This window comes from Pseudophaeobacter arcticus DSM 23566 (assembly GCF_000473205.1).
In the GTDB taxonomy this organism is placed as follows: domain Bacteria; phylum Pseudomonadota; class Alphaproteobacteria; order Rhodobacterales; family Rhodobacteraceae; genus Pseudophaeobacter; species Pseudophaeobacter arcticus.
In genome coordinates this window covers 1,208,122-1,231,819 of the sequence record NZ_KI421507.1, presented here as the reverse complement: position 1 = coordinate 1,231,819, position 23,698 = coordinate 1,208,122, and the positions used below count along the sequence as shown (strand labels likewise).

The following is a 23,698-nucleotide window of genomic DNA, read 5'->3' as shown; positions in this document are numbered from 1 at the left end:
TAGCCACCGACATAGTGGGAAATCAAAACATGACACAGACCCTTCGCGCCGCAGACGTCCTGGCCCGCCGCCTCTACGAGGCTGGCTGCCGTCACGCCTTTGGCATGCCCGGTGGCGAGGTGCTGACCCTGGTGGATGCGCTGGTCAAGGCCGGCATCGCCTTTCACCTGGCCAAACATGAAAACGCCGCCGGCTTTATGGGCGAAGGCCTGCACCACAGCGACGGCGCCCCGGTCATTCTGGTTGCCACCCTCGGCCCCGGCGCGCTCAACGGTGTCAATGTGGTGGCCAATGCGCATCAGGACCGGGTGCCGATGCTGGTGCTCACCGGCTGCGTCGATGCCGCCGAGGAACAAAGCTATACCCATCAGGTTCTGGATCACCGGGCGGTATTTTCCCCGATAACCAAGGCCACCTTCCGGCTGAATGCCGAGGCTGCGGACCTGATCGCCGACAAGGCCATCGCCATCGCCACCCAGCCGCGCAATGGTCCGGTGCATATTGACGTGCCGATCTCGGTTGCAGACGCCCCCGCCAGAGATCGCGGCTCCCGCCGCGCGCCTGCAGCCCTGACCCGGCCAGAAGATGCCACGCTGGCGCAGGCGCTGTCCTGGCTCAGCGCCGCCGAGCGTCCCATCGCCATCATCGGTCTCGACGCCCTGCAAGAACAAGCCGCCCCCGAGATCAAGACCTTCCTCGAGCAACACCAGATCCCCTTTGTCACCACCTACAAGGCCAAGGGCATTCTGCCGGAAACCCACCCGCTGTGTCTGGGCGCCGCCGGGCTGTCACCACTGGCGGACACATACCTGCTGCCCCTGGTGCAACAATCCGATCTGATCCTGGCCCTGGGCTATGACCCGATCGAGATGCGCCCGGGCTGGCGCAATATCTGGGATCCTGCGGTGCAGCGGATGATCGACATCACGCCTGAACCCAATAGCCACTATATGCACCAGGCCAGCCTGGCGCTGGTCGCAGCCCTGAAACCCACGCTTGCGGCGCTGCTCCCGTCAGGGGAAACCAAAGACCTGCCCAAATGGCCCTGCGCCACCCCGGCGCAGGTGCGCCAAGATCTTGCAGCGGCCTTTCCCACCAGCGATGACTGGGGGCCTGCCGGCGTGATTGCCGAATGCCGCGCCACCCTGCCCCAAACCACCCTGGCCTGCGCAGACAGCGGTGCCCATCGCATTTTGCTCAGCCAGATGTGGACCTGCAGCGCGCCGCGCGCCCTGATCCAATCCTCTGGCCTGTGCACCATGGGCTGCGCCCTGCCCATGGCCATTGGCCGCAAACTGGCAGAGCCCGATCGTCCGGTTGTCAGCTTCTCCGGGGATGCCGGCTTTTTGATGGTTGCCGGGGACCTGGCCACCGCCGCCGAGCTGGGCGTTGCGCCGATCTTTGTGGTCTTTGTCGATGCCAGCCTGGCGCTGATCGAGCTGAAACAGCGGGGCCGCCAGCTGGCCAATGTCGGTGTTGATCTGGGCCGCCATGATTTTGCCGCCATCGGCCGCGCCTTTGGTGGCAATGGCGTAACGGTGCGGAACCGCACGGAATTGAACCAGGCCCTGCAACAGGCCTTGGCCTCGGAGCGCTTCACTGTCATTTCTGCCGAAATCACCCCCGGAGGATATGATGGACGCATCTAAACCACAGTCGAGCAAACCACAGCCAAGTAAACCACAGTCAAGCTCGCCCCAGAGCTGCCTCACCCATGGCGCCCTGAAAGGCATCAAGGTGCTGGACCTGTCCCGCATTCTGGCAGGCCCCACCTGCACCCAGATGCTGGGCGATCTCGGCGCCATCGTGGTCAAGGTGGAAAACCCCAAGACAGGCGGTGATGACACCCGCCAATGGGGCCCCCCCTATGTGGTAGACGAGGCGGGCAAACGCTCTGATCTGTCGGCCTATTTTATGGCCGCCAACCGCAACAAGCGCTCCATTGCCCTGGATATCGCCAGCCCCGAAGGTCAGGCCGTGATCCGTCGCCTTGCGGCAGAGGCCGATATTCTGGTGGAAAATTTCAAACCCGGCGGGCTGGCCAAATACGGGCTGGATTACGCCAGCCTGCGCGCCGAGTTTCCCGGCCTGATCTATTGCTCCATTTCCGGCTATGGCCAGACCGGCCCCAACAGCTCGAAACCCGGCTATGACCTGATGGCCCAGGGCTATGGCGGCCTGATGTCCCTGACCGGAGAACCACAGGGCCAGCCGGTGAAAGCCGGCGTTGGCATCGCCGATGTGATGTGCGGCATGTATGCCACCATCGGCGTTCTTGCCGCCCTGCACCACAAGACCCTGACCGGCGAAGGCCAGCAGATTGATCTGGCGCTGGTGGATGCCCAGGTGGCCTGGCTGATCAACGAGGGCGTTGCCTATCTCAATACCGGCGAGCTGCCCCAGCGACGCGGCAATGAACATCCCAGCATCGTGCCCTATGGCCTGTATGAAACCTCCGATGCCCATGTGATCCTGGCGGTGGGCAATGACAGCCAGTTCCGCCGCTTTATGGAGTTTCTCGGGCTGGAAGGATTGGCCGAGGATCCGCGTTTTGCCACCAATCCGGCCCGCCTGCAGCATCGCGGCGCGCTGAATGATATCCTGCAGCCGGCACTGAAACGCTTTACCATGGATGCGGTCATCGCCGGAATGGAAGCCCGCAAGGTGCCTGCTGGTCCGGTGCAGACCCTGGACCGGGTCTTTGCCTCCGATCAGGTTGCCGCCCGCGACATGGCGATTGAAATGCAGTCTACCGCAGGGCCGGTGCAGCTCTTGGGCAATCCGCTGAATTTCTCCCGCACTCCGGTGACCTATCGCCACGCCCCGCCCCAATGCGGCGCGGCGACGGAGGAAATTCTTCTGGCCGAAGATCCCTTTGCCGAGACCTGATCTGACCTGTCCAGACTTGGCTTAACCTGGCCTGATCTGTCCAGACCTCTCAAACCGGATCTCAAACGGCTGACGGATTTATGTTACAAAACCTCGCCAGCCCCCGCTTCCCCGGCGGCGGCTGGCCTGCTATTGGTCACGCAATGGTCAAAAGGCGCAAAAAACCGCCTGTTCAGGCGCTGGAATCCGCGCCTTTCCGCACGAAGCCCACACGCGTCATCACCAAACCGCGAGCGCCGTCGCGCGCGCCTGCGCACTGGTTTAGTCTTTGAGCAACAACAGTGATTTTGTGAACACCGGCAGCGATTGGACTCTCAATGACGCAAGATATTTTTGGACAAGACACCAGCCTCAGCAGTGCCACCACCCGAGCAAGCTGGGACGCAGCACAGATGGGGGTTCTGGCCCATTCCGCAGCCACCGCAGATCACCTGGGCGCCGTTCTTGCCGCCGCGCCGGACTTTGCCCAGGCCCAGGCCATCAAGGGGCTGTCGGTGCTGATGCTGGGCCGCTCCGAGCTGTTGCCCATGGCCCAGGAGGCCCAACAGGCCGCCCAGTTGGGATATGAGGCCGCCCTGCCGCGTGAACGCAAATATGTCGATGCGCTTGAGGCCTGGCTGGCGGGGCGTCCCTCGCGGGCGGTGGCGCTGATGGAACAGATCCTCGATGTGGATCCTGCGGATGCCCTGGCGATGAAGCTCAGCCATGGGATCCGCTTTATCCTTGGTGACTGTACCGGCATGCGCGCCTCGGTGGAGCGGGTGATGCCCGCCTATGCGCCGGATCACGCCGCGCGCGGCTACCTGTTGGGCTGTCACTCCTTTGCGCTGGAGGAAACCGGGTCTTACGAGAAGGCAGGGATTGCCGGGCGTCAGGCGCTGTGGATGGCCCCCGATGATGCCTGGGGGCTGCATGCCGTCGCCCATGTGCACGAAATGACCGGCAATGCTGCCCAGGGGCTGGAATGGCTGACAGGGCGCGAAGAGGCCTGGGCCCATTGCAACAACTTTCGCTTTCACGTCTGGTGGCACAAGGCGCTGATGCATCTGGATCTTGGCCAGATAGATCAGGCTTTGATGCTCTATGACACCGAGGTGCGCAAGGACAAGACCGACGACTACCGCGACATCTCCAATGCCACCTCGCTGTTGATGCGGCTGGAACTGGAAGGGGTCTGCGTTGGCAATCGCTGGGAAGAGCTCTCCGAGCTCTGCGCCAATCGCACCGAGGACGGCAGCCTGATCTTTGCCGATTTGCACTACCTGCTGGCCCTGGCCGGTCACAACCGACAGGCGGAAACCCGCCGCCTGGTCAGCCGCATTCACGCCGATGCCAAGGCCCGCAAAACCGAGGCTCAGGACCGCATGGCCACCCCGGGCTGCGACGCTGCCAATGGGCTGGAGGCCTTTGGCGATGGCAATTACGCCCAGGCCTTTACCCATCTGTCGCGCGCCCGCAGCACCATGCAATTGGCGGGCGGCAGCCATGCCCAGCGCGATGTATTTGAACGTATGACCATCGACGCCGGTCTGCGGGCCGGAGAATTTGACGCGGTCGAAGCCATCCTGGATGATCGCCGTGCCAAACGCGCCGGTGGCGAAGACAACTATGCCCTGGCCCGGCGCAGCTTGATTTCCCAGGCCCGTGGCACGCCGGATGCCCATAGCGTGCCTGCAGAATAACCGCTGGTAAAGATCTGAAAAACAGCTCAGAGAGCACAGACAGATGCTGGACCCAAAACCCCATAGTTTCGATTTAGAATCGGGGTCAAAACCGGCTTCAGAACTGGCTTCAAAAGACCAATAAGGAATTCCCCATGGCGAAGATTTCGCCCTTCCCTACGCTGCACCAGGATCCGGGTCCTGCGGCCAACCAGACGGCCTCCCCCGGTTCTGCCGATCTGAACCAAGCGCCCCCCAAGCGTCAACGCGATCCCCGGCTCGATTTTTACCGCGGCATTGCCATGTTCATCATTCTGGCGGCCCATATTCCCGGCAACCGCTGGACCGGCTGGATCCCGGCGCGGTTTGGCTTTTCAGACGCAACCGAGATCTTTGTCTTCTGCTCTGGCATGGCCTCGGCGATTGCCTTTGGCAGTTCCTACGCGCGGCAGGGCTGGGCTTTGGGCACGGCGCGCGTGGTGTTTCGCTGCTGGCAGGTGTTCTGGGCCCACATCGGCCTGTTCTTCTTTGTCGCCATGACCATGGCCGCGTTGGATACCTATGGCGGCTTTGACACGTCATATATCAACTCTTTGAACCTGCAGCATTTCTTCAACGACCCCGCGCCACAGATAGTGGGTCTGTTCACCCTGACTTATGTGCCGAACTATTTTGACATCCTGCCGATGTATCTGGTGGTTCTGGCGCTGATGCCGCTGATGATGGGGGTTGAACGCATTGGCCTCTGGGCCGTGGCGCTGACCTCGGCGCTGATCTGGCTCGCCGCCAACCCCTATCTGATCGGGCTTGGCCCCAATGGTGTCTCGCTCCCGGCGGAGCCCTGGTCGCAGCGCGAATGGTTCTTTAACCCCTTTGGCTGGCAGCTTTTGTTCTTTACCGGCTTTGCCTTCATGAAGGGCTGGCTGCCCAGGCCGCCTGTCTCGGCCATGCTGGGCGGTGCCGCAGCTGCCTTTCTGGTGCTGTCGGCGCCCTTTGGCTCGTGGAAGGTCTTTCTCTGGGTGGATGCGGCCAATGGCGATCTTGGCGACATGATCCGCCCCTGGTGGGAGACCACGGCCCAGTGGCGTGAAAAAACCGATTTTGGCCTGCTGCGCTATGCGCATTTCCTGGCGCTGGCCTATCTTGGCTGGCTGATTGCCGGGACGGGTGGCAAGCGCCTGATTGCCTCTGGTCACAGCCTTGGCGCCCGGATCTGGGCACGGCTGCTGGGGATCATCACCAAGGTCGGCCAGCAAAGCCTTGCCGTCTTTGTGTTTTCCATGGCGCTGGCCCGGCTCATCGGGTTTGCCCTGGATCAGACCGAGCGCGGTATCGCGATCACCGCCCTGGCCAATCTCCTGGGCTTTGCCCTGATCATCGCCTGCGCCTATGCGGCAGGCTGGTTCAAATCCCACCCCTGGAGGGCCAAAGCATGAGCCCGCTCAGCCGCCGCGCCTTTGTTGCTTCCGCGCTCTCCAGCACCCTGCTCACCACGCTGCCGGCGCGCGCCGCAGATACGCCTCAGCCTGTGCCTTTTGACCATGCCCAGGTGATCGCCCGCGCCCGCGCCCTGGCCAGCCAGGACTACCAGCCACGGCAAGAGGTGCCACAGGATTGGTTGGATATGTCTTATGATCAGTACAAGGCACACCGGTTCCGCACCGAGGATGCAATCTGGTCCAAAACCGATAGCAGCTACAACGTCGATCTGTTCCTGCCGGGCCTGTATTTTCGCAATGCGGTGCAGGTGAACACCGTTCAAGACGGCATGACCCGCGCCTTTGGCTTTGACATGGCGCTGTTTGATCGCGGCGAGATCGCGCCGCCTCTCAGCACCACGGGGGCATTGGGATATAGCGGCCTGCGCCTGCGCACCCAGTTGGATCTGCCGAACAAGAAAACCGAATTCTGCGTCTTTCAGGGGGCCAGCTATTTCCGGGCCATCGGCCTCGGCCAGACCTATGGTCTGTCGGCGCGCGGACTGGCGCTGAAAACCGGCGACCCCATGGGCGAGGAATTCCCCGATTTTATTGAATTCTGGCTGGAAGCCCCCGGCCCCAATCAGCGCAGCATGGTGGTCCATGCGCTGATGGATTCGCCCTCGGTCACTGGCGCCTACCGCTTTACCGTCACCCCCGGCGCCACCACGGTAATGGATGTCGAGGCGCATCTGTTTGCCCGCGAAGATCTGACCCACGCCGGGCTGGCCCCGCTCACTTCGATGTTCCTGTTTGACCGCACCAACCGCAACCGGTTTGACGATTTCCGCCCCAATGTGCACGACAGTGACGGGCTGTTGATCCACAACGGCAACGGCGAGCTGCTGTGGCGGCCCCTGGCAAACCCGGTACATTTGCAAGTCTCCTCCTTTGTGGATGAAAACCCGCGTGGCTTTGGCCTGATGCAGCGCTCGCGCGATCTGCAGGATTTTGAAGACCTCGAGGCCAATTATCACCGCCGTCCCAGTCTCTGGGTGGAGCCAAAGGGCAATTGGGGCAACGGCGCGGTCACCCTGGTTGAAATCCCTGCCGACAAGGAAATCTACGACAATATCGTGGCCTATTGGCGGCCTCAGGACACCCTGCCTGCGGGCGCAGAACTGCCGCTGTCCTATCGGCTCAGCTGGGGCGAGGACCCACAGATGGATCTGGCACGGGTGATTGATACCGCCGCAGGCGCGCGCATCTTTGGCGAACCAGGCCGGTTGATGACGGTGGATTTTGAGGCCCACCCATTGCTGGACGGCGATCCCGAAGACATCGAAGTGCATCTCTCCTCCCCCCATGTGGAAACCAGCGAAGGGGTGCTGCAACGCAACCCCGCCACCGGCGGGCTGCGGCTGGCCTTCAGCTTTGCCCCCAATGCGGAAAACCATGTTGAGCTGCGCTTGCAGCTGCGCCGGGATGGCGCCGCCGCCAGCGAAGTCTGGCTTTATCGGTGGACCGCGTGATGGCGCCGCTGCAGACCCCTCCCCGGCCGCTGCCCCTGCCGCTCAGCGAAGCCCTGATGCCGCCGCTGCAACCGCTGGAGATGCCCGAGCAGGATTTTGCCAGGCCGTTTCACGACCACAACGCCCCGGGGTTTGAGCCGCCACAGCATCTCGCGCTCTGGCGTCTGCTGGCCTTCTCCCCCGCCATGCTGGCCACGGCGGTGCTGACCTGGGTGATGCAGGGCTGGTTTGCCAAGGGCGGTTTTATGGCGCTGGAGTTGGTGCTGCTGGCGCTGATTGCCTTCAACTTTTTCTGGATCTGCTTTTCGGTCTCCACAGTGGTCCTGGGGCTGTATTCGCTGTCCAAACGCAACCGCGACCGCCCCGAAGCCAGGCCGGCGCCGATGCGGGTTGCCCTGCTGGTCCCGGTCTATAATGAGACCCCCTGGTATGTGCTGGGCAATGTGCAATCCATGCTGGAAGAGCTGCACCAGCGCGGCGGCCAGCACAGCTATGACATGTTTGTGCTGTCCGACACCCGCGATGAGACCCTCGCCGACCAAGAGCGGTTGAGCATCGAGGCCCTGCGCGCCGACCTGCCTGCGGGCGTGGCGCTGTATTATCGCCGCCGCGCTTTGAACACCGGGCGCAAGGTGGGCAATATCAGCGACTGGCTGCGCCGCTGGGGCGCAGGCTACGAGGCCATGTTGGTGCTGGATGCCGACAGCCTGATGACCGGACGGGCCATCGCCCGGCTCACGGATGCGCTGTCGCGCGATCCCAGCGCCGGCCTGATCCAAAGCTTCCCGCAACTCATTGGTGCGCAATCTGTTTTTGGTCGCATGCAGCAGTTTGCCAATGGCGTCTATGGGCTGGCACTGGCCGAAGGTCTGGCCCGCTGGACCGGGTTTGAGGGCAACTATTGGGGGCACAATGCCATTATGCGGACCCAGGCCTTTGCCGCCTGCGCCGGCCTGCCACTGCTGCGGTCGCGCTTTTGGGGCCGTGACAAGCTGATCATGAGCCATGATTTTGTCGAGGCCGGCCTGTTGCGCCGCGCCGGTTGGCGGGTGCGGTTTCTGCCGCGTCTGGGCGGCTCTTACGAGGAAACACCACCGACGCTGATTGATCACATTCTGCGCGACCGGCGCTGGTGTCAGGGCAATCTGCAGCATCTCAACCTGCTGGGCGCCCGCGGCTTTTTTGCCATCTCGCGGTTTCACCTGCTGCACGGGGCCATTGGCTATCTGATGGCGCCGATCTGGTTTGCGCTCCTGGTGATCTGGGCGCTGATTGGCCGCGGCGAGGAGAGCTCGGTGATCCATTACTTCAGCGCCGCCAACCCCTCGCGCCCCTCCTGGCCCGATATGTCAGAGCCGCGCCATGTGCTGGTGATCCTGTTGATCTATGCCATGCTTCTGGCGCCCAAGCTGCTGGCGGTGCTGGCACTGTTCTTTACCGGCGGACGTCTGTCCGACTATGGCGGGCCTCTGCGGTTTGCCGCCTCCGTAGGGGTCGAGATCCTGCTGGCAGTGCTATATGCGCCAATCCTCATGGTGCAGCAGATGATCGCGGTGTTTCGCACCACCTTTGGTTTGCAGCGCGGCTGGTCGCCGCAGGCACGGGCGGGCGGCCAATATGGTCTTGTAACCCTGCTCAGCTGCCACGCGCTTGAAACCCTCAGCGGCCTGGCTCTGTGGGGCGGGATTGGCAGCGGCCTGGTGTCGCTCTGGCTGGTTCCCATTGCCCTGTCACTGGTGCTCGCGGTGCCCCTGTCGGCGCTCTCCGGGCGGCGCGCGGGCAAATCAAAAGCCGGCTGGATGGCCACCCCGGTGGTCTATTCGGAACCCAAGATAACCCAGGCCGCCCACCGCTACCGGGCGCAGCTAAAGCGCTACCTCGATGTGGTCAACCAACATCCGGCGCAGTAACCTCGCGCCGTCCTCCCCTTGGCTCTGTGCAGGTGAAACAGGCGCAACCGCCTCCGTTGCCCCCCCGGGCGACGGAGGCCCGGCCCAAGGCTTTGTCTCTCATCTGAGATGAGAGGCAAAGGCGCGGGAGCCCCGCCCCCTGTTTTTGTGCAAACCGTTGAGGACACTCATCCTGCCTGCCCTGACGGCAGGGCCGACCCGCAATCTGGATCTTTACGCTGGGCCTTCACGCTGGGCCTGATCGCTAGGCCAGATCGCTGCGGATTACCCGCGCAGCTCACAGCGCCATACTTCGCCCCTCACCCGGCCTCCTGTTGCGGCGTTTCAAACCAGTCCAACACCGCGCCGGACCACCAGTCCGGCACCTGATGGCCTTGAGGGAACAACAGAAACTCGATATCCGCTCCCGGACCACAGTCCCAGCGACGCCGCAAGACCTCCCCCTCCTGCCAGCGCCTGTCCGGGGCCTCTTCTGCACAGTGATTGGTGGCGCGCCACAGCTCCAGCCCGGCAAAAATATCGCCCTGCTGGAACCTCCCACCGCCCAGGAAACGCCCTTCAAGCGGCACCACCCCATCGTTCCAGCCGTGGCTGTGAAACAGCCGTATCTCTCCGGCGCAGGCCGCCGGCTGCGGGCGCCAGAAACCACCGGCAATGGGCGCATAGCCGGCAAAGGCCCCCGGCGCGCTGCAGGCCAGGTAATTGACCATAAAGCCACCCGCAGAAAACCCCGCCAGGATCATGGTCTGGCGATCCAGGTCAAAGCGCGCCGCCGCATCCGCCGCCACCTCCTGCAGGAATTCAACCTCGTCGCGGCCCTGCCAGCCCGGAAAAAAGTTCCAGGAGCGCGGACCGCCGTCCTGGGACAAGGCATCTGGCGCGATCACCGCATAGCCCCGCGCCTTCAGCCCCTGAACCATGGCGCGCTGGTTGAGCGCGGCACGGCCTGATCCCCCGTAGCCATGCAGAAACACCACTGCGGGCATCGCCGCTGATTGGCCGGCCGCAATGGGCGTCCTGTGTTCCGGCCCCGGCAGTGCAATATGATAGCTGCCCTGCGACACGGCGCAGGCCTGCGCAACGGTCGGGCCACAGCCCGCCTCAGCCGGGCGCGCACCGCCCAGTATGCCTACCAGAACGCCTGACAGCACGCCGCCCACTACGCCGCCGAGAGCCCCCCCCAGCGACAGCGTCGCCAGGGCCAGCGCTGAACGGCAATGCCCGGCCACCCTGCGCCCCAGCTCCAGCCCTCTCCCTAACCCTGCCATTGGGTCACCGGCAGATCTGCTGCAATCCAGCCTGGGCCGCTTGCGGATCCCAACATGCCCTCGGGCACATCGATAATCCGGCTATAGCCCGCCGCCGCCAGCACCCGCGTCATCCGCGCCGAGCGCACGCCCCGCGCGCAGATCAGTGCAACCGGCCTGGCAAGATCCCCGGCGACCGCCACACTCAAAGCCTGCAAGAAATCATCGCGCCGCATGTCGATTGCAATGGCCCCCACCGGCAGACCGGTTTGGCGCCATTCGCGCGGCGTGCGAATATCAATCAAAGTGATCTCCTGTGCCTTGGCTGCCGCAAAGGCCGCCGCAGGTGTCAGCCGCGGATGGTCGTGGTCCACTGGTTGACTGCGCCACCAATAGGCGCCCAAGCCCGCAGCCAGCCCGATACCCCCCAGGCCAATCCCCCCCAGGCCAAGCAGCAGCTGGCGCCGTGACCTCAGCGAAACGCCCATTGCCTCAGGGTGAGCTCCCTGCATCTGTTCATGTCGTGCCATATTGCCCTGCAACTGAGTGACGGTAAGTGGCGCTGCCCCGGTGTCGTGCCACAGCAGGCTTGATCGCTTTTAGCAGCTTTTTGCCGCGCTGTTCAGCTCTGGCTTGGCTGCGGCTCTTCAACTTCTCGTCACCAAGCAAAGCCGCCGCCTGAGCCACCGCCTGCGCCACCGGGGTCGAAAAAACACGCCACAGGCGAAAAATTGCGGCCCCGGCCTACAAAAAGCGCCTCCGCAGGACTAAATGCCCCCAAATCGACAATAAAACCTCACTCATGAGACACTTACGCGGTCGCAGGGCTGGAACAGTTGCAAGAAATTGCCTAAGCCTTTGACTCATGCCTAAGCCCAACCAGGAGAACTGCACGTGTCCCTGTTTTTGATTGCGGCCCTGCCGTTTCTTGGGGCGGTCTTCCCCGCTCTTTTGATCCGTGCCGGGCGCAATGCCTCGGCCTCCGCTGCGGGTCTCACCACATTTCTTGCCTTTGTTGGCCTGTTGCTGCACGCCCCTGCGGTGTTTCGCGGCGAGGTGATCCAGGTCGGCGTTGACTGGCTGCCCGGCCTTGGCCTCAATGCCAATTTCTTTCTTGATGGGCTTGGCTTTCTTTTTGCCTCGATGATCCTTGGCATTGGATTGCTGATCATTCTTTATGCGCGGTTTTACCTGTCACGCGAAGATCCCATGGGGCAGTTCTATACCTACCTGCTGCTGTTTCAGGGCGCCATGGTCGGCATCGTTTTGTCAGATAACATATTGCTTTTGCTGGTCTTCTGGGAGCTCACCTCGCTGTCTTCCTTTTTGTTGATTGGCTATTGGAAGCACCTGCCCGAGGGCCGTCAGGGCGCGCGGATGGCCCTGGCGGTCACCGGGTCTGGTGGCCTGGCGATGATTGGTGGCATGATGATCCTGGGCAATATCGCAGACTCTTATGATCTGAGCGTGATTTTGCAGCACAAAGACATGATACAGGCCTCGCCGCTCTATCTGCCTGCCCTGATCCTGATCCTCTTGGGCTGTTTCACCAAATCGGCGCAGTTCCCGTTTCATTTCTGGCTGCCCCATGCCATGGCGGCACCAACGCCGGTTTCGGCCTATCTGCATTCCGCCACCATGGTCAAAGCCGGGCTGTTCCTGATGGCGCGGCTCTGGCCGGTGCTGGCAGGCACGCCCGAGTGGTTCTATATCGTGGCGACAACCGGGCTGATCACCATGTTGCTGGGCGCGGTGATTGCCCTGTTCAAGGATGATTTAAAGGCGCTTTTGGCCTTTTCCACCGTGTCGCATCTGGGGCTGATCACCATGCTGCTGGGCTTTGGCACCAAGATCGCGGCGGTAACGGCGGTGTTTCACATCATCAACCACGCCACATTCAAGGCGGCGCTGTTCATGTCGGCCGGCATTGTCGACCACGAGGCCCATACCCGCGACATCAAACGTCTGGGGGGCCTGCGCCATCTGATGCCGGTCACCGCAACCATTGCCATTGTCGCGGCCCTGTCGATGGCAGGCATTCCTCCCTTCAACGGGTTCCTGTCCAAGGAGATGATGCTGGAAGAGACCGTGCACACGCTTTGGGGTGGCTCACACTATGTGGTGCCGGGCCTGGCGCTGCTGGCGGCGCTGTTCTCCGCCGCCTATTCCTTTCGCTTTATTGGCCATGTGTTTCTGGGCAAACCCCGCGAAGACTATCCGGCGCAGCCGCATGATCCGGGGTTTGGCATGTGGGCCGGTCCGGGCCTGCTGATGACGCTGGTGATCCTGATCGGGCTGTTTTCGGCCAATCTGGCCGGGCCGCTGGTGGCGGTTGCGGCTGGCGCGGTCATTGGCGGCGCTGATCTGCCCCATTATTCGCTCAAGCTGTGGCACGGTGTGACTCCGGCGCTGTATATGTCGGCGGTGGCCGTTGCCGGCGGTTTGCTTTTGCTGACACTGCACGCGCCGCTGATGGCCGCCTGGAACCGGGCACCACGCCCCGAGGCCAAGCGGATTTTTGACACTCTGATGCGCGCCCTGACCCGGCTGTCACAGCTGATCACCGATGGTCTGCATAATGGCGCCATAACCCGCTATGCCTTTGTGATGATGCTCTTCATCATCGGCCTCAGCTACTATGCCTATGCAACTGGCACCCTGAGCGCCCCCAGCCGCGCGGTGCAGGGCGTCGGGCCGATCACCGTGATCGCCTGGTTCAGCCTGATGGTTGCCACCCTTGCCGTGGTGGCAAAGCACCGCCAGCGCCAGCTATCATTGGTGTTGATTGGTGTGGTTGGCCTGGTTGTCTCGCTTGGCTTCAACTATCTTTCGGCGCCGGATCTGGCACTGACCCAGCTGTCGGTTGAAGTGGTGACCATGGTGCTGTTGCTGCTGGCGCTGAACTTCATGCCCAAGGACAGCCCCATCGAATCCCCGCTGTGGGTGCGGCTGCGCGACGGCGGGATTGCGATGATTGCCGGGCTGGGGGCTGCGACGCTGATCTATATGCTGATGCTGCGCGACTTTGCGATGCCAAGCATTTCAGAGTTCCACCTGGCCAATTCCTACAAAGGCGGCGGCGGTACCAATGTGGTCAACGTGATCCTGGTGGACTTCCGGGGCTATGACACCTTTGGCGAGATCATCGTGCTGGGCATTGCCGCCCTGGTGATCTACGCCCTGACCGAAGCGGTGCTGGGAACCCGGGTGCGCGCCTATCTGCTGAACCGCAAACCCGATATGCCACAGGCGGGCGATGCCCATCCGATGATGATGGTTGTCGCCACCCGGGTGATGATGCCGCTGGCGCTGATGGTGGCGGCCTATATCTTTTTCCGCGGCCACAACCTGCCGGGCGGCGGCTTTATTGCCGGGCTGATCGCCGCCATCGCGCTGTTGATGCAATATATGGCCTCTGGCTTTAGCTGGGCCTCCGAGCGCCAGCGGATGTTCTACCACGGCACCATCGGATCGGGGGTGCTGATTGCCGCCGCCACCGGGCTTGGCTCCTGGTTTGGTGGCCTGCCCTTCCTGACCAGCGCCTTTGGCTATCTGCACTGGGCACCGCTGGAAGAGTTCGAATGGGCAACGGCTGCGCTGTTTGACCTCGGGGTCTTCCTGGCTGTGGTTGGTGCCGTGCTGCTGGCGCTGGAAAGCCTGGCGCGCTTTGCCTGGCAGCCGGGGATTTCCTCGGAACATGCGATGGATATCAACCCGGCCCGCGACCACGCGGCTGAGGCGGCTGCAGGTGAGCCGGCAACAGCAAAAGGCGAGGCATGACCATGGCGTTTGTGAATATCGAATTTCTGGTGGCCTCAGCTGTGGGTCTGCTGACTGCGGCGGGGATCTATCTGATCCTGCGGCGGCGCACCTTTCCGGTGATCCTGGGGCTGTCGCTGCTGACCTATGGGGTGAACATCTTTCTGTTTGCCACCGGCAGGCTGATGGTCAATGCACCGCCGATCCTGAATAAATACGCCGAGGTGCCCTATACCGATCCGCTGCCACAGGCGCTGGTGCTGACCGCCATCGTGATTTCTTTTGGCATGACGGCGGTGGTGGTGATGATCGCCCTGGCCGCCTATCTGTCGGCCCGCGATGACAAGATTGATATGCCCCATCATCCCGAAGACGAAGGGGAAGACGCATGAACCATTTCCTGATTGCACCGGTTGTCCTGCCGGCGCTGGTGGCCCCCTTCATCATCATGGTGGTGCGCCACCATATGGATCTGGCGCGGATCTTCTCGCTGGCCAGCACGGTCTTGCTGGTGGCCATCTCGCTGGTCTTGGCGGCGCAGGCCAGCACCGGAGAGGTGCAGGTCTATGAGCTGGGCAACTGGTCGGCGCCCTTTGGTATCGTGCTGGTGCTGGACCGCCTGTCGGCGATGATGGTGCTGCTGACCTCGGTGCTGGCGCTGGTGATCAACCTCTATGTCATCGGCTCGGACTGGGACAAACGCGGCGCCAATTTCCATGCTCTGTTTCAGTTTCAGCTGATGGGCATCATCGGCGCCTTCCTCACCGGAGACGCCTTTAATCTGTTTGTTTTCTTTGAGGTTCTGTTGATTGCCTCCTACGGGTTGATGATCCATTCGGGCGGCACCCGCCGGTTTCAGGCGGGGGTGCAATATGTGGTCTATAACCTCCTGGGCTCGACCCTGTTCCTGTTTGCGCTGGGGACGCTTTATTCCGTCACTGGCACGCTCAACATGGCGGATCTGGCGCTGCGGGTGGCTGAGATCCCGGCGACGGACACCGCCCTGCTGCGCGTTGGTGCGGTGATGCTTTTGCTGGTCTTTGCCATCAAGGCGGCTGTCATTCCGCTGCATTTCTGGCTGCCGGCCTCTTACGCCAATGCGCCGCTGCCCATTGCAGCGCTTTTTGCCATTATGACCAAGGTCGGCGCCTATGCCATCCTGCGGATGTATACGCTGGTCTTTGGTCCTGATCTGGCGATCACCCAGGGGCTGGCCGGAGCCTGGCTGATGCCGGCCGCGCTGGTCACCCTGATGATTGGCGCCGTGGGTATCCTTGGCTCGTACCGCATTGGCCGCCTGGTGGCCTTTGGCGCCATCACTTCGATGGGCACGCTGCTCACGGCTATTGCGCTGTTCTCCCCCGACGGGGTGGCCGCCGCGCTGTATTACACGGTTCATTCCACCCTTGCCGCCGCCTTCCTGTTTCTGGTTGCCGATCTGGTGGCCGAGCGCCAGGGGATCGAGATCACCGCTCAGCGCCTGATGCCACAAAGCGGGCTGATCGCGGTGCTGTTCTTTGCCGGTGCCATTGCCATGGCGGGCATGCCGCCCTTGTCCGGCTTCCTGGGCAAGCTGCTGGTGCTGGATGCGGCGCGAGATCACGATCTGGTCTGGTGGATCTGGGGCATAATCCTGATCGGATCTTTGATCACCATCCTTGGCATGGCCCGTGCCGGCAGTCTGTTGTTCTGGAAGAGCCATAGTATCACCGCGCAAAACCACCCCGATGATCCCCAGCCCTTTGAGGAAGAGGCCAACGAGCAGGACGACGACAACACCAGCCAGCGCCCTGCGGCCCTGCCCTTTGTCGCCTGTTTTGCCCTGCTCAGCGGCCTGATCCTGCTGACCGTCTTTGCCGGCCCCGCCAGCCACTACGCCGAGGCGACAGCCGCGCAGCTCTTTGCGCCCGAGATCTATATCAAAGCCGTGCTCGGAAAGGTCACACCATGAGACTGCTACGGCGGCTGCTGCCGCATCCGATCCTGACCCTGCTGCTGACACTTGTCTGGGTGCTGCTGACCAGCACCTGGACGCTGAACTCTTTGGTTTTTGGCTTTTTGCTGGGGTTTCTGATCCCCTTTTTGACTCAGCCCTACTGGCCGCATCAGATGCGGTTGAAAAAGCCGCTGAAGATCATCGAATACATCCTGATTGTGATCTATGATATCGTTGTTGCCAACGTGGTTGTGGCCCGCATCGTGGTGTTTAAATCCAATGCCAAACGCCAGCCCGCCTGGATCGCCGTGCCGCTGGATCTGCTCACCCCCGAGGCAATCTCGGTTCTGGCCGGCACCATCACCATGACGCCGGGGACGGTGTCGGCGGATGTCTCGGCCGAGGGGCACGCCCTGTTGGTCCATTGTCTGCATGCGCCAGACCCGGGGGCGGTTCGCGATGAGATCAAACAGCGTTACGAGCGCCGCCTGAAGGAGATCTTTGAATGATTATTACCTATGCCACGCTCTTTGCCTTTACCTGCTTTTCCCTCGCGATCCTGATGAACCTGTGGAAGATCATCTTTGCCGCCGAGATCGCCGACAGGATCCTGGCGCTGGATTCCATGTTCATCAATGGGCTGGCGCTGATGGTGCTTTATGGGCTTGCTCTGGGCAGCGAGATCTATTTCGAAGCCTCGCTGATCATCGCCATGCTGGGCTTTGTCTCAACCGTGGCCTATGCGCGCTTTATTCTGCGCGGCAATATTATCGAGTGATGGGAGGCGGAGAGATGGTATATGACTACCTGGTTGCAGGCTTTTTGATCATGTCGGGCATCTTTGGCTTTGTCGGCTCCTATGGCCTGCTCAAGCTCAACGATCCGATGTCGCGGCTGCATGCCCCGACCAAGGCCACCACCTTAGGCGTTGGTGGTGTGCTGCTGGCCTCGATGTTGCACGGCGCGGTGGTTGAGGGGCATCTGTCGCTGCACGAATTGATGATCACCCTGTTTTTGTTTCTCACCGCCCCGGTCACGGCCTTGTTTATTGCCAAGGTCCATATTCACCGACATGAAACAAAGGCCAGCCTGCCAAAGGCTGGCGAAGATGGTATCTGGGCCACCCATGATGTGACCGAACCCGAGACCGAGAGCGAAGCAGATTCTGCACAGGGCTGAGACCTGGCGCGGCGGCAGTGGGGGGCAACCCCCGGTCGCCTCTGGTCTGATCTGGCCAGGTTTTACCCGCAGTGTACCAGCTGTTTCGCCAGCCACGGTCTGTCACTTTGTTCTGGCTCAAGGCATTGCCCCCCGGCGACCCTAAAAAGGTCTGGACTGACAAAATGACTGACACAAAGGCGCAGCCCCATGTATAGCCCTCCTCTTCCGGCAACCAAAGATGTGGTTCTGATAGGCGGTGGCCATGCCCATGCGCTGGTTTTGCTGAAATGGGGCATGCGCCCGCTGCCAGGGGCGCGGCTGACCCTGATCAACCCCGGTCCCACCGCGCCCTATTCCGGCATGTTGCCAGGGTTTGTGGCCGGCCATTACCAGCGCCAGGATCTTGATATTGATCTGGTCAAACTCGCAAGGTTCTCGGGTGCTCGTCTGGTGCTGGGGGCCGCCAAAGGGATTGATCCGCTGGCCCGCATGGTCCATGTGCCGGACCGGGCACCAATCGCCTATGATTTTGCCTCAATCGACATTGGCATCACCTCTGAAATGCCGGATCTTCCCGGCTTTGCCGCGCATGGCATCCCGGCCAAGCCGCTGGGGGCCTTTGCCAGCGCCTGGGAGGTGTTTCGCCGCGGCAGCGGGCCGGCGCATGTCGCCGTCATCGGTGGCGGAGTTGCCGGTGCCGAGCTGGTGCTGGCCATGGCCCATGCCCTGTCGCAGCAGGGGCGATTGGGACAGGCAACCCTGATCGACAGCGGCCCGGTGCTGGGCCAGGCCAGCCCGGAGGTCGCCAAACGCCTGCGCCGCGCCTTTAGCGAACACCGGGTCTCGTTGGTGGAAAATACCGCCATCAACCGGGTCGAGCCGGGCCTGATCCATCTGGCGGACGGGCGTATGGTACTGTCCGATTTCACCACCGGCGCCGCCGGCGCCCGCCCGCATGACTGGATCGCCGGCTCTGGCCTCAGCCTGCATCAGGGTTTTGTCACCGTGGATGAGACCCTGCAAAGCTCTGACGCCAATGTCTTTGCCGTGGGCGACTGCGCCCATCTCGGGTTTTCCCCCCGCCCCAAGGCAGGTGTCTATGCGGTGCGCCAGGCCCCGATCCTGTATCACAACCTACGCGCCCGTCTGACCGCCGATCCGCTGCGCCGCTACAGGCCGCAAAAGGACTACCTCAAGCTGATCTCGATGGGCCGCAAAGAGGCTTTGGGGGATCGCTTTGGCCTGCAGTTTTCCGGCGCCATGGTCTGGGGCTGGAAGAACCGGATTGACCAGGCCTTTATGGAGCAGTTCCGCCACCTGCCCCAGATGGAGCAGATGAAACTGCCCGCTGAACATACCTATGATCTGCCTGAGGCCCTGGGCGACAAACCCATGTGCGGCGGCTGTGGCGCCAAGGCCGGGCGCGGCGCTTTGCGGGCGGCGCTTTCTGCCATGGCGCCACTGCAGCGCCACGACGTCACCGCCCTGCCCGGCGATGACGCCGCAGTGGTGCAGACGGGGGGGGTGCAACAGGTGATCACCACCGATCATCTGCGCGGCTCGGTCCTGGATCCGGTGGTGATGGCGCGCATTGCGGCGGTGCATGCTCTGGGCGATATCTGGGCCATGGCGGCTGACCCGCAGGTGGCAACAGCCAATCTGATCCTGCCCCGCCTGTCCCCCGCCCTGCAACAGCGGACATTGGCTGAAATCATGTCCAGCGCAGGCGAGATCTTTCACGCCGCCGGGGCGGATATTGTCGGCGGCCACACCTCGATCGGGGATGAGCTGTCGATTGGCTTTACCGTCACCGGGCTGTGCAGCGCGGCGCCTGTGACCCTGGCTGGGGCGCAGCCGGGGGATGTGCTGATCCTGACCAAGCCGCTGGGCTCCGGCGTGATCATGGCGGCAGAAATGGCCGGCGAGGCCAAAGGCGACTGGGTGGCGGCGGCCCTGACCCAGATGTGCCAGCCCCAGGGCGCGGCCGCCCGTATTCTCGCCGCGGCCCATGCGATGACCGATGTCACCGGCTTTGGTCTGGCCGGGCATCTCCTGGGGCTCTGCGAGGCCTCTGGTCTGGCCGCGCGGCTGGATCTTGCAGCGGTGCCCCTGATGCAGGGGGCGGCGGAGCTCAGCGCGCGGGGCATCCGCTCCTCGCTGTTTGAGGAAAACCGCGCCATAGCGCCCGCGCTGCCGCGCGGGTCCAAGGCAGATCTGCTGTTTGACCCGCAAACCGCCGGCGGCCTGCTGGCGGCTGTCGCGCCCGAGACGGCGGAGGAGGTGCTGAAACAGTTGCAGGGCGCGGGCTACAACGCGGCCAGAATTGGCAGCCTCACCTCTGGCGCGGCGGAGCTTTGCCTGATCTAAAGCGGCTTCTCCTGTGGGGCCTGCAGCACAGCGAAGATCTGCTGCGCCACCCGGTCCAGATCCGTCTCGGACATCTGCCCCAGATCCATTTCGGCCACCACGCCAGCCCCCACGGCAGCCCTGCTGAGACGCCGGGATTTCTGATAGGACGGATCGTAGTGATCCTGCATCAAAGCCAGGGTCAGCGCCGCTTTATCGCCCGTGGCGATCAGTTCGAACCAGTGGTCAATCACCGCATTCGAGCGATGACCGCGCAGATAGCCCAGTTTCTGGCGCAGCCTCTCGCCATCGGACAGGATATCGTCATAGGCCTGCGTCAGGTAGCGACAGCGCGCCGCGACGGGTGCGCGCACCTCGATGCGGGGCGCCTGTTTCATCGCCCGCCACAGGCTGGGCGGCAGGATCCGCGCGCCCACCTTGCTGGACTCGGCCTCAACCAGAACCGGACGGGCCGGATCCATCTGCAGCAGCGCCTGCGCCAAAGCGCTTTCAAAGCCCTTTTGGCAGGGTTGCGGTTGCGCCATCCCTCCCAGCAGCGAGCCGCGATGATTGGCCAAGGCCTCCAGATCAATCACCTGCCCGCCCATGGCCCGCACCCGCTGCAACAGCTCGGTCTTGGCGCTGCCGGTATAGCCGTCCAGTGCCATCAGGTGAAACGGCAGCTTTTGATCGTAAAGATAGGAATGCACCAGCCGCCGGTAGCTTTGATAGCCGCCCTCGACCAGGCCAGCCCGCCAGCCGATCTGGCTCAGCATCCAGGAGAAACTGCCAGAGCGCTGGCCGCCGCGCCAGCAATAGACCAGGGGCCGCCAGCCGCCCTCATGGTGGCTGAGGCTGGTTTCAATATTGTTGGCGGCATTGCGAAACACCAGCGCGGCGCCCAGTTTGCGCGCCTTAAAAGGGCTGCCCTGCACATAGATGGTGCCGACTTCGGCCCGTTCTTCGTTGTTCAGAACCGGCAGATTGATGGCACCGGGGATGTGGTCTTCGGCAAATTCGGCGGGGCTGCGCACATCTATGACGGTGTCGTAGCCATGGGCCATCAGGTCATGCAGGGTTTCATAGCGATTGGGCATAGGGTTTGCTTACTCTGCGCCAGCGCTGAATAAAAGAAAGATCTCACCTCCGCGCCCCCGGCGGTGCCGCGAGGGCAAATCACCTGTTCAGATCAGACGGGGCTCGGGCGCGCGGATCGTCTTTGCTGGCGAGGCCGAATCTTGGGTCTGGGCAGCGTCCGCTCCTGCATCCGCGTGACTTGGGTCCTCAAAAAAGGGCTCGATCAGCTCTGGCCCCGCGGCGCGATTGCTGTTCACCTGCGGCGCAACCCGGTGCATCTGCAGCTGTCCTTCGCGCCCTGGCTGCATCAGCGCCGCCGCGCCCTTGCCTGCCTCCCCCAGCCACAGCGGCCAGTGGTGCGGTTCCAGCACCAAGGGCATCCGGTGGTGGATTGCAGAAATCGTCTGATTGGCGGCGGTGGTGACGATGGCACAGGTTTTCTGCGCCTCTCCCCCCCAGCTCTGCCAGATCCCGGCAAAGGCCAGCGGTGCAGGCTCGGTGGCATGGATATACCAGGGCAGGCGATTGCCGTCGCTCCCCTTGACCCACTCATAAAACCCCGTTGCCGGGATCAGACAACGACGCGCCCGGCAGGCCTCGGCAAAGGCGGGCTTTTGCGCCAGGGTTTCGGCGCGGGCATTGATCAACAGCGGCCCGGCGGTCTCACTTTGGTACCACTGCGGCAAAAACCCCCAGCGCATGGCGACGAGCTGGCGCCCCCCGCCTTCAGCCTTGATCACATGCACCGGGTTGGTGGGGCAGATATTATAGTTGGGCAGCACCGGCAGATCATTGGCCGGGCTGGCGGCAAACAGATGCGCCATGGCGTCATTGGGCAGGGTCAGGGCAAAGCGTCCACACATGCAGGCAGGCTAGCGGTTTTGGCGGCCAACCGCCAGCCAGATGCCATCTGGGGGCAGAGGCCTTGGGGTTTGTCTTTTCTTGGTCGGGCATTTTTGGGGGGCGGGCAAGCATCGGGGGGCCAGTACCGGAGAGGCAGGCATCGCGCAAAAAAGCCCCACCACTGCGGGCGGGGCCTAAAGATTTCAGTCACCTGTTTCGCGCGCGAAACACTATTTCTGCGCAATACGCCCATCGGTATAGGCCTGATAGGCCCCCTGAGCCGCCAGGTATTCCGCCAGAACATCGGCCAGATCCGGGCCAAAATCATAGGCGTTTTTGTCGTCGCCGGCGAAGATCTTGTAGCCGTCACCGCCATTGCGCACGTAGTTGTTGGTCACAACCAGATAGGTCTTGGCCGGGTCGATCGGGGCAAAACCGTCAGCCTCCTGCACCAGAACCTGCTGCACCCGGCCTTCATTGGCGGCCACGGTGCCATCCCAGGTGAATTTCAGACCCGCCACCTGCGGGAAACGCCCCTTGACCTCTTCGACCTGACTGACGCCATTTTCCAGCGCAGCAACCAGGCCTTCGCCCGTGATTTCAAAGGTGGAGAGCGTGTTCTGGAACGGCAGCACCGTCAGCACCTCGCCCATGGTGACCGCACCGGGTTCAAAACTGGCGCGAATGCCGCCGGAATTGGCGATGGCAATGCTCACCCCCTGGTCCTTGACCCGCGACAACATGGCATCGGCAATCAGATTGCCCATCTCACATTCCTGGATACGGCAGACCGTGCGATCCCCGTCTACGGCGCTTGCGGCCTCGGCCACCACCTTGTTGCGGATCTCATCCAGCGGCAGCGCCAGTTCCGCGATACGCGCAACCGTGTCGCTGTCCTCCGCCACCGAGCCATCCATGATCAGCGGCTCACCAGCGGCCATGGTCACAGTGCCGGCATCGTCAAAAGTGACATTCAGCTCCCCCAGGAACTTGCCATAGGCATAGGCCTGCACGATGGCCACATCATTGACCATAGTGGGATAGGGACCTGCCGCCTTGTCAGAGACATTCGACAGGTAGGTGTTGGAATGGCCGCCAACGATCACATCCACGCCGGTGGTTTCTGCCGCCACCCGCTTGTCAACCGCATAGCCCGAGTGGCTCAGCACCACGATCTTGTTGACGCCCATCTCGGTCAGCCGGTCCACCTCGCCCTGCACGGCCGCTACCGGATCAGAGAAGGAAATGTTCTTGCCGGGGCTGGCCAGATCATGGGTGTCTTCGGGGGTGAGACCAATAAGGCCGATCTGTTCGCCACCGCGCTCAATCACCGTGGATTTTTGCAGCACATCTGCCAGATGCGGCTCGCCCGAGACATCGGCATTGGACATCAGAACCGGGAAGCCCACCGCATCCATAAAGCCGCGCAGCACCTCGGGGCCATCGTCAAATTCGTGGTTGCCAACGGTCATGCCATCATAGCCGAGCTTGTTCATCATCTCAGCCGCAACTTTACCCTTGTAATAGGTGTAAAACAGCGAGCCCTGGAACTGGTCGCCACCATCGACCAGAATGGAGTTTTCAGCCCGCGCCCGGGCATCGGCCAGCGCCGTCACCAGACGGGCAGAGCCGCCAAAACACTTGCCCTCGGCATTGTCGCCGTCGCGGCAGCCGCTGTCATATTTGCTGATCGGTTCAAACCGCGCGTGGAAATCATTGGTGTGCAGGATCGTCAGCTTGAAATCAGCCGCCGCCATGCCAGCCGTCAGCCCCAATGCCGCAACCGAGGTCAGGAAACGCGTAAACATCATAATCACTCCCATTTTGCCTTTTCTTTGCCCGCAATGGTGCGACCAAAGCCGGTGCCAGTCAAAGGGGAAAAACAACTCTGCCGGGTTCCCCTGGGGAAACATCAGGTG

Annotated in this window: 18 protein-coding genes; 13 read left to right on the top strand and 5 right to left on the bottom strand. The window is 62.6% G+C overall.

Translation table 11 applies throughout. From position 1 onward, the window contains the following. Positions 1-29 precede the first annotated feature (29 nt). From ARCT_RS0109790 to mdoH, 6 genes are all read left to right on the top strand, one after another. Complete coding sequence (locus ARCT_RS0109790) at positions 30-1,649, top strand: thiamine pyrophosphate-binding protein (RefSeq protein ID WP_027239909.1); 1,620 nt, start codon at positions 30-32, stop codon at positions 1,647-1,649. Next, on the top strand, positions 1,636-2,889 hold the full coding sequence (locus ARCT_RS0109785) for a CaiB/BaiF CoA transferase family protein (protein ID WP_051360649.1): 1,254 nt from the start codon (positions 1,636-1,638) through the stop codon (positions 2,887-2,889). Before ARCT_RS0109790 ends, ARCT_RS0109785 begins: the two co-directional genes overlap by 14 nt. 317 nt (positions 2,890-3,206) lie before the next feature. Next, a complete protein-coding gene (locus ARCT_RS0109780) occupies positions 3,207-4,571 on the top strand; it encodes a tetratricopeptide repeat protein (protein WP_027239907.1) in 1,365 nt (454 codons plus the stop codon). A 134-nt stretch (positions 4,572-4,705) separates the two neighbouring features. Then, complete coding sequence (locus ARCT_RS0109775; RefSeq protein WP_027239906.1) at positions 4,706-5,986, top strand: OpgC family protein; 1,281 nt, start codon at positions 4,706-4,708, stop codon at positions 5,984-5,986. Continuing rightward, positions 5,983-7,500 carry a glucan biosynthesis protein gene (locus ARCT_RS0109770; protein WP_027239905.1) on the top strand — a complete coding sequence of 506 codons (1,518 nt, stop codon included), beginning with the start codon at positions 5,983-5,985 and terminating at the stop codon, positions 7,498-7,500. Before ARCT_RS0109775 ends, ARCT_RS0109770 begins: the two co-directional genes overlap by 4 nt. A 56-nt stretch (positions 7,501-7,556) precedes the next feature. Continuing rightward, complete coding sequence (gene mdoH / locus ARCT_RS0109765) at positions 7,557-9,410, top strand: glucans biosynthesis glucosyltransferase MdoH (RefSeq protein ID WP_027239904.1); 1,854 nt, start codon at positions 7,557-7,559, stop codon at positions 9,408-9,410. A 299-nt stretch (positions 9,411-9,709) separates the two neighbouring features. Here the strand turns inward: mdoH and ARCT_RS0109760 are convergent, their stop codons facing one another. Next, positions 9,710-10,678: an alpha/beta hydrolase family esterase gene (locus ARCT_RS0109760; RefSeq protein ID WP_051360645.1), complete on the bottom strand. Its 969-nt coding sequence runs from the start codon at positions 10,676-10,678 to the stop codon at positions 9,710-9,712. Beyond that, positions 10,666-11,169 (bottom strand): rhodanese-like domain-containing protein, encoded by a 504-nt coding sequence (locus ARCT_RS0109755; RefSeq protein ID WP_027239902.1) that lies wholly within the window; start codon positions 11,167-11,169, stop codon positions 10,666-10,668. Before ARCT_RS0109755 ends, ARCT_RS0109760 begins: the two co-directional genes overlap by 13 nt. Positions 11,170-11,551: 382 nt before the next feature. Here ARCT_RS0109755 and ARCT_RS0109750 point away from each other — a divergent pair, with 382 nt between their 5' ends. The 7 genes from ARCT_RS0109750 to selD all read left to right on the top strand — a co-directional run bounded on the left by ARCT_RS0109750 (position 11,552) and on the right by selD (position 19,880). After that, positions 11,552-14,437: a monovalent cation/H+ antiporter subunit A gene (locus ARCT_RS0109750; RefSeq protein WP_027239901.1), complete on the top strand. Its 2,886-nt coding sequence runs from the start codon at positions 11,552-11,554 to the stop codon at positions 14,435-14,437. 17 nt (positions 14,438-14,454) lie between these two features. Continuing rightward, entirely contained in the window at positions 14,455-14,808 is a 354-nt protein-coding gene (locus ARCT_RS0109745; protein ID WP_027239900.1) for a Na+/H+ antiporter subunit C, read from the top strand. Further along, positions 14,805-16,367 (top strand): monovalent cation/H+ antiporter subunit D, encoded by a 1,563-nt coding sequence (locus ARCT_RS0109740; RefSeq protein ID WP_027239899.1) that lies wholly within the window; start codon positions 14,805-14,807, stop codon positions 16,365-16,367. The genes ARCT_RS0109745 and ARCT_RS0109740 overlap by 4 nt, the downstream gene beginning before the upstream one ends. Continuing rightward, complete coding sequence (locus ARCT_RS0109735; RefSeq protein ID WP_027239898.1) at positions 16,364-16,861, top strand: Na+/H+ antiporter subunit E; 498 nt, start codon at positions 16,364-16,366, stop codon at positions 16,859-16,861. Before ARCT_RS0109740 ends, ARCT_RS0109735 begins: the two co-directional genes overlap by 4 nt. After that, positions 16,858-17,130, top strand: a complete 273-nt coding sequence (locus tag ARCT_RS0109730; protein ID WP_154665334.1) for a K+/H+ antiporter subunit F — start codon at positions 16,858-16,860, stop codon at positions 17,128-17,130. Before ARCT_RS0109735 ends, ARCT_RS0109730 begins: the two co-directional genes overlap by 4 nt. A 14-nt stretch (positions 17,131-17,144) precedes the next feature. Continuing rightward, the gene (locus ARCT_RS0109725) at positions 17,145-17,531 is read left to right on the top strand and encodes a Na+/H+ antiporter subunit G (protein ID WP_027239896.1); all 387 of its coding nucleotides are present in this window, start codon (positions 17,145-17,147) and stop codon (positions 17,529-17,531) included. Positions 17,532-17,720: 189 nt separating this feature from the next. Further along, positions 17,721-19,880 (top strand): selenide, water dikinase SelD, encoded by a 2,160-nt coding sequence (gene selD, locus ARCT_RS0109720; RefSeq protein WP_027239895.1) that lies wholly within the window; start codon positions 17,721-17,723, stop codon positions 19,878-19,880. Here selD and mnmH read toward each other — a convergent pair. From mnmH to ARCT_RS0109705, 3 genes are all read right to left on the bottom strand, one after another. Next, a complete protein-coding gene (gene mnmH, locus ARCT_RS0109715) occupies positions 19,877-20,956 on the bottom strand; it encodes a tRNA 2-selenouridine(34) synthase MnmH (RefSeq protein WP_027239894.1) in 1,080 nt (359 codons plus the stop codon). The genes selD and mnmH overlap by 4 nt on opposite strands. Positions 20,957-21,043: 87 nt before the next feature. Beyond that, positions 21,044-21,799 carry an SOS response-associated peptidase gene (locus ARCT_RS25775; RefSeq protein ID WP_051360643.1) on the bottom strand — a complete coding sequence of 252 codons (756 nt, stop codon included), beginning with the start codon at positions 21,797-21,799 and terminating at the stop codon, positions 21,044-21,046. A gap of 210 nt (positions 21,800-22,009) precedes the next feature. Next, entirely contained in the window at positions 22,010-23,587 is a 1,578-nt protein-coding gene (locus tag ARCT_RS0109705) for a bifunctional metallophosphatase/5'-nucleotidase (protein WP_027239893.1), read from the bottom strand. Positions 23,588-23,698 lie beyond the last annotated feature (111 nt).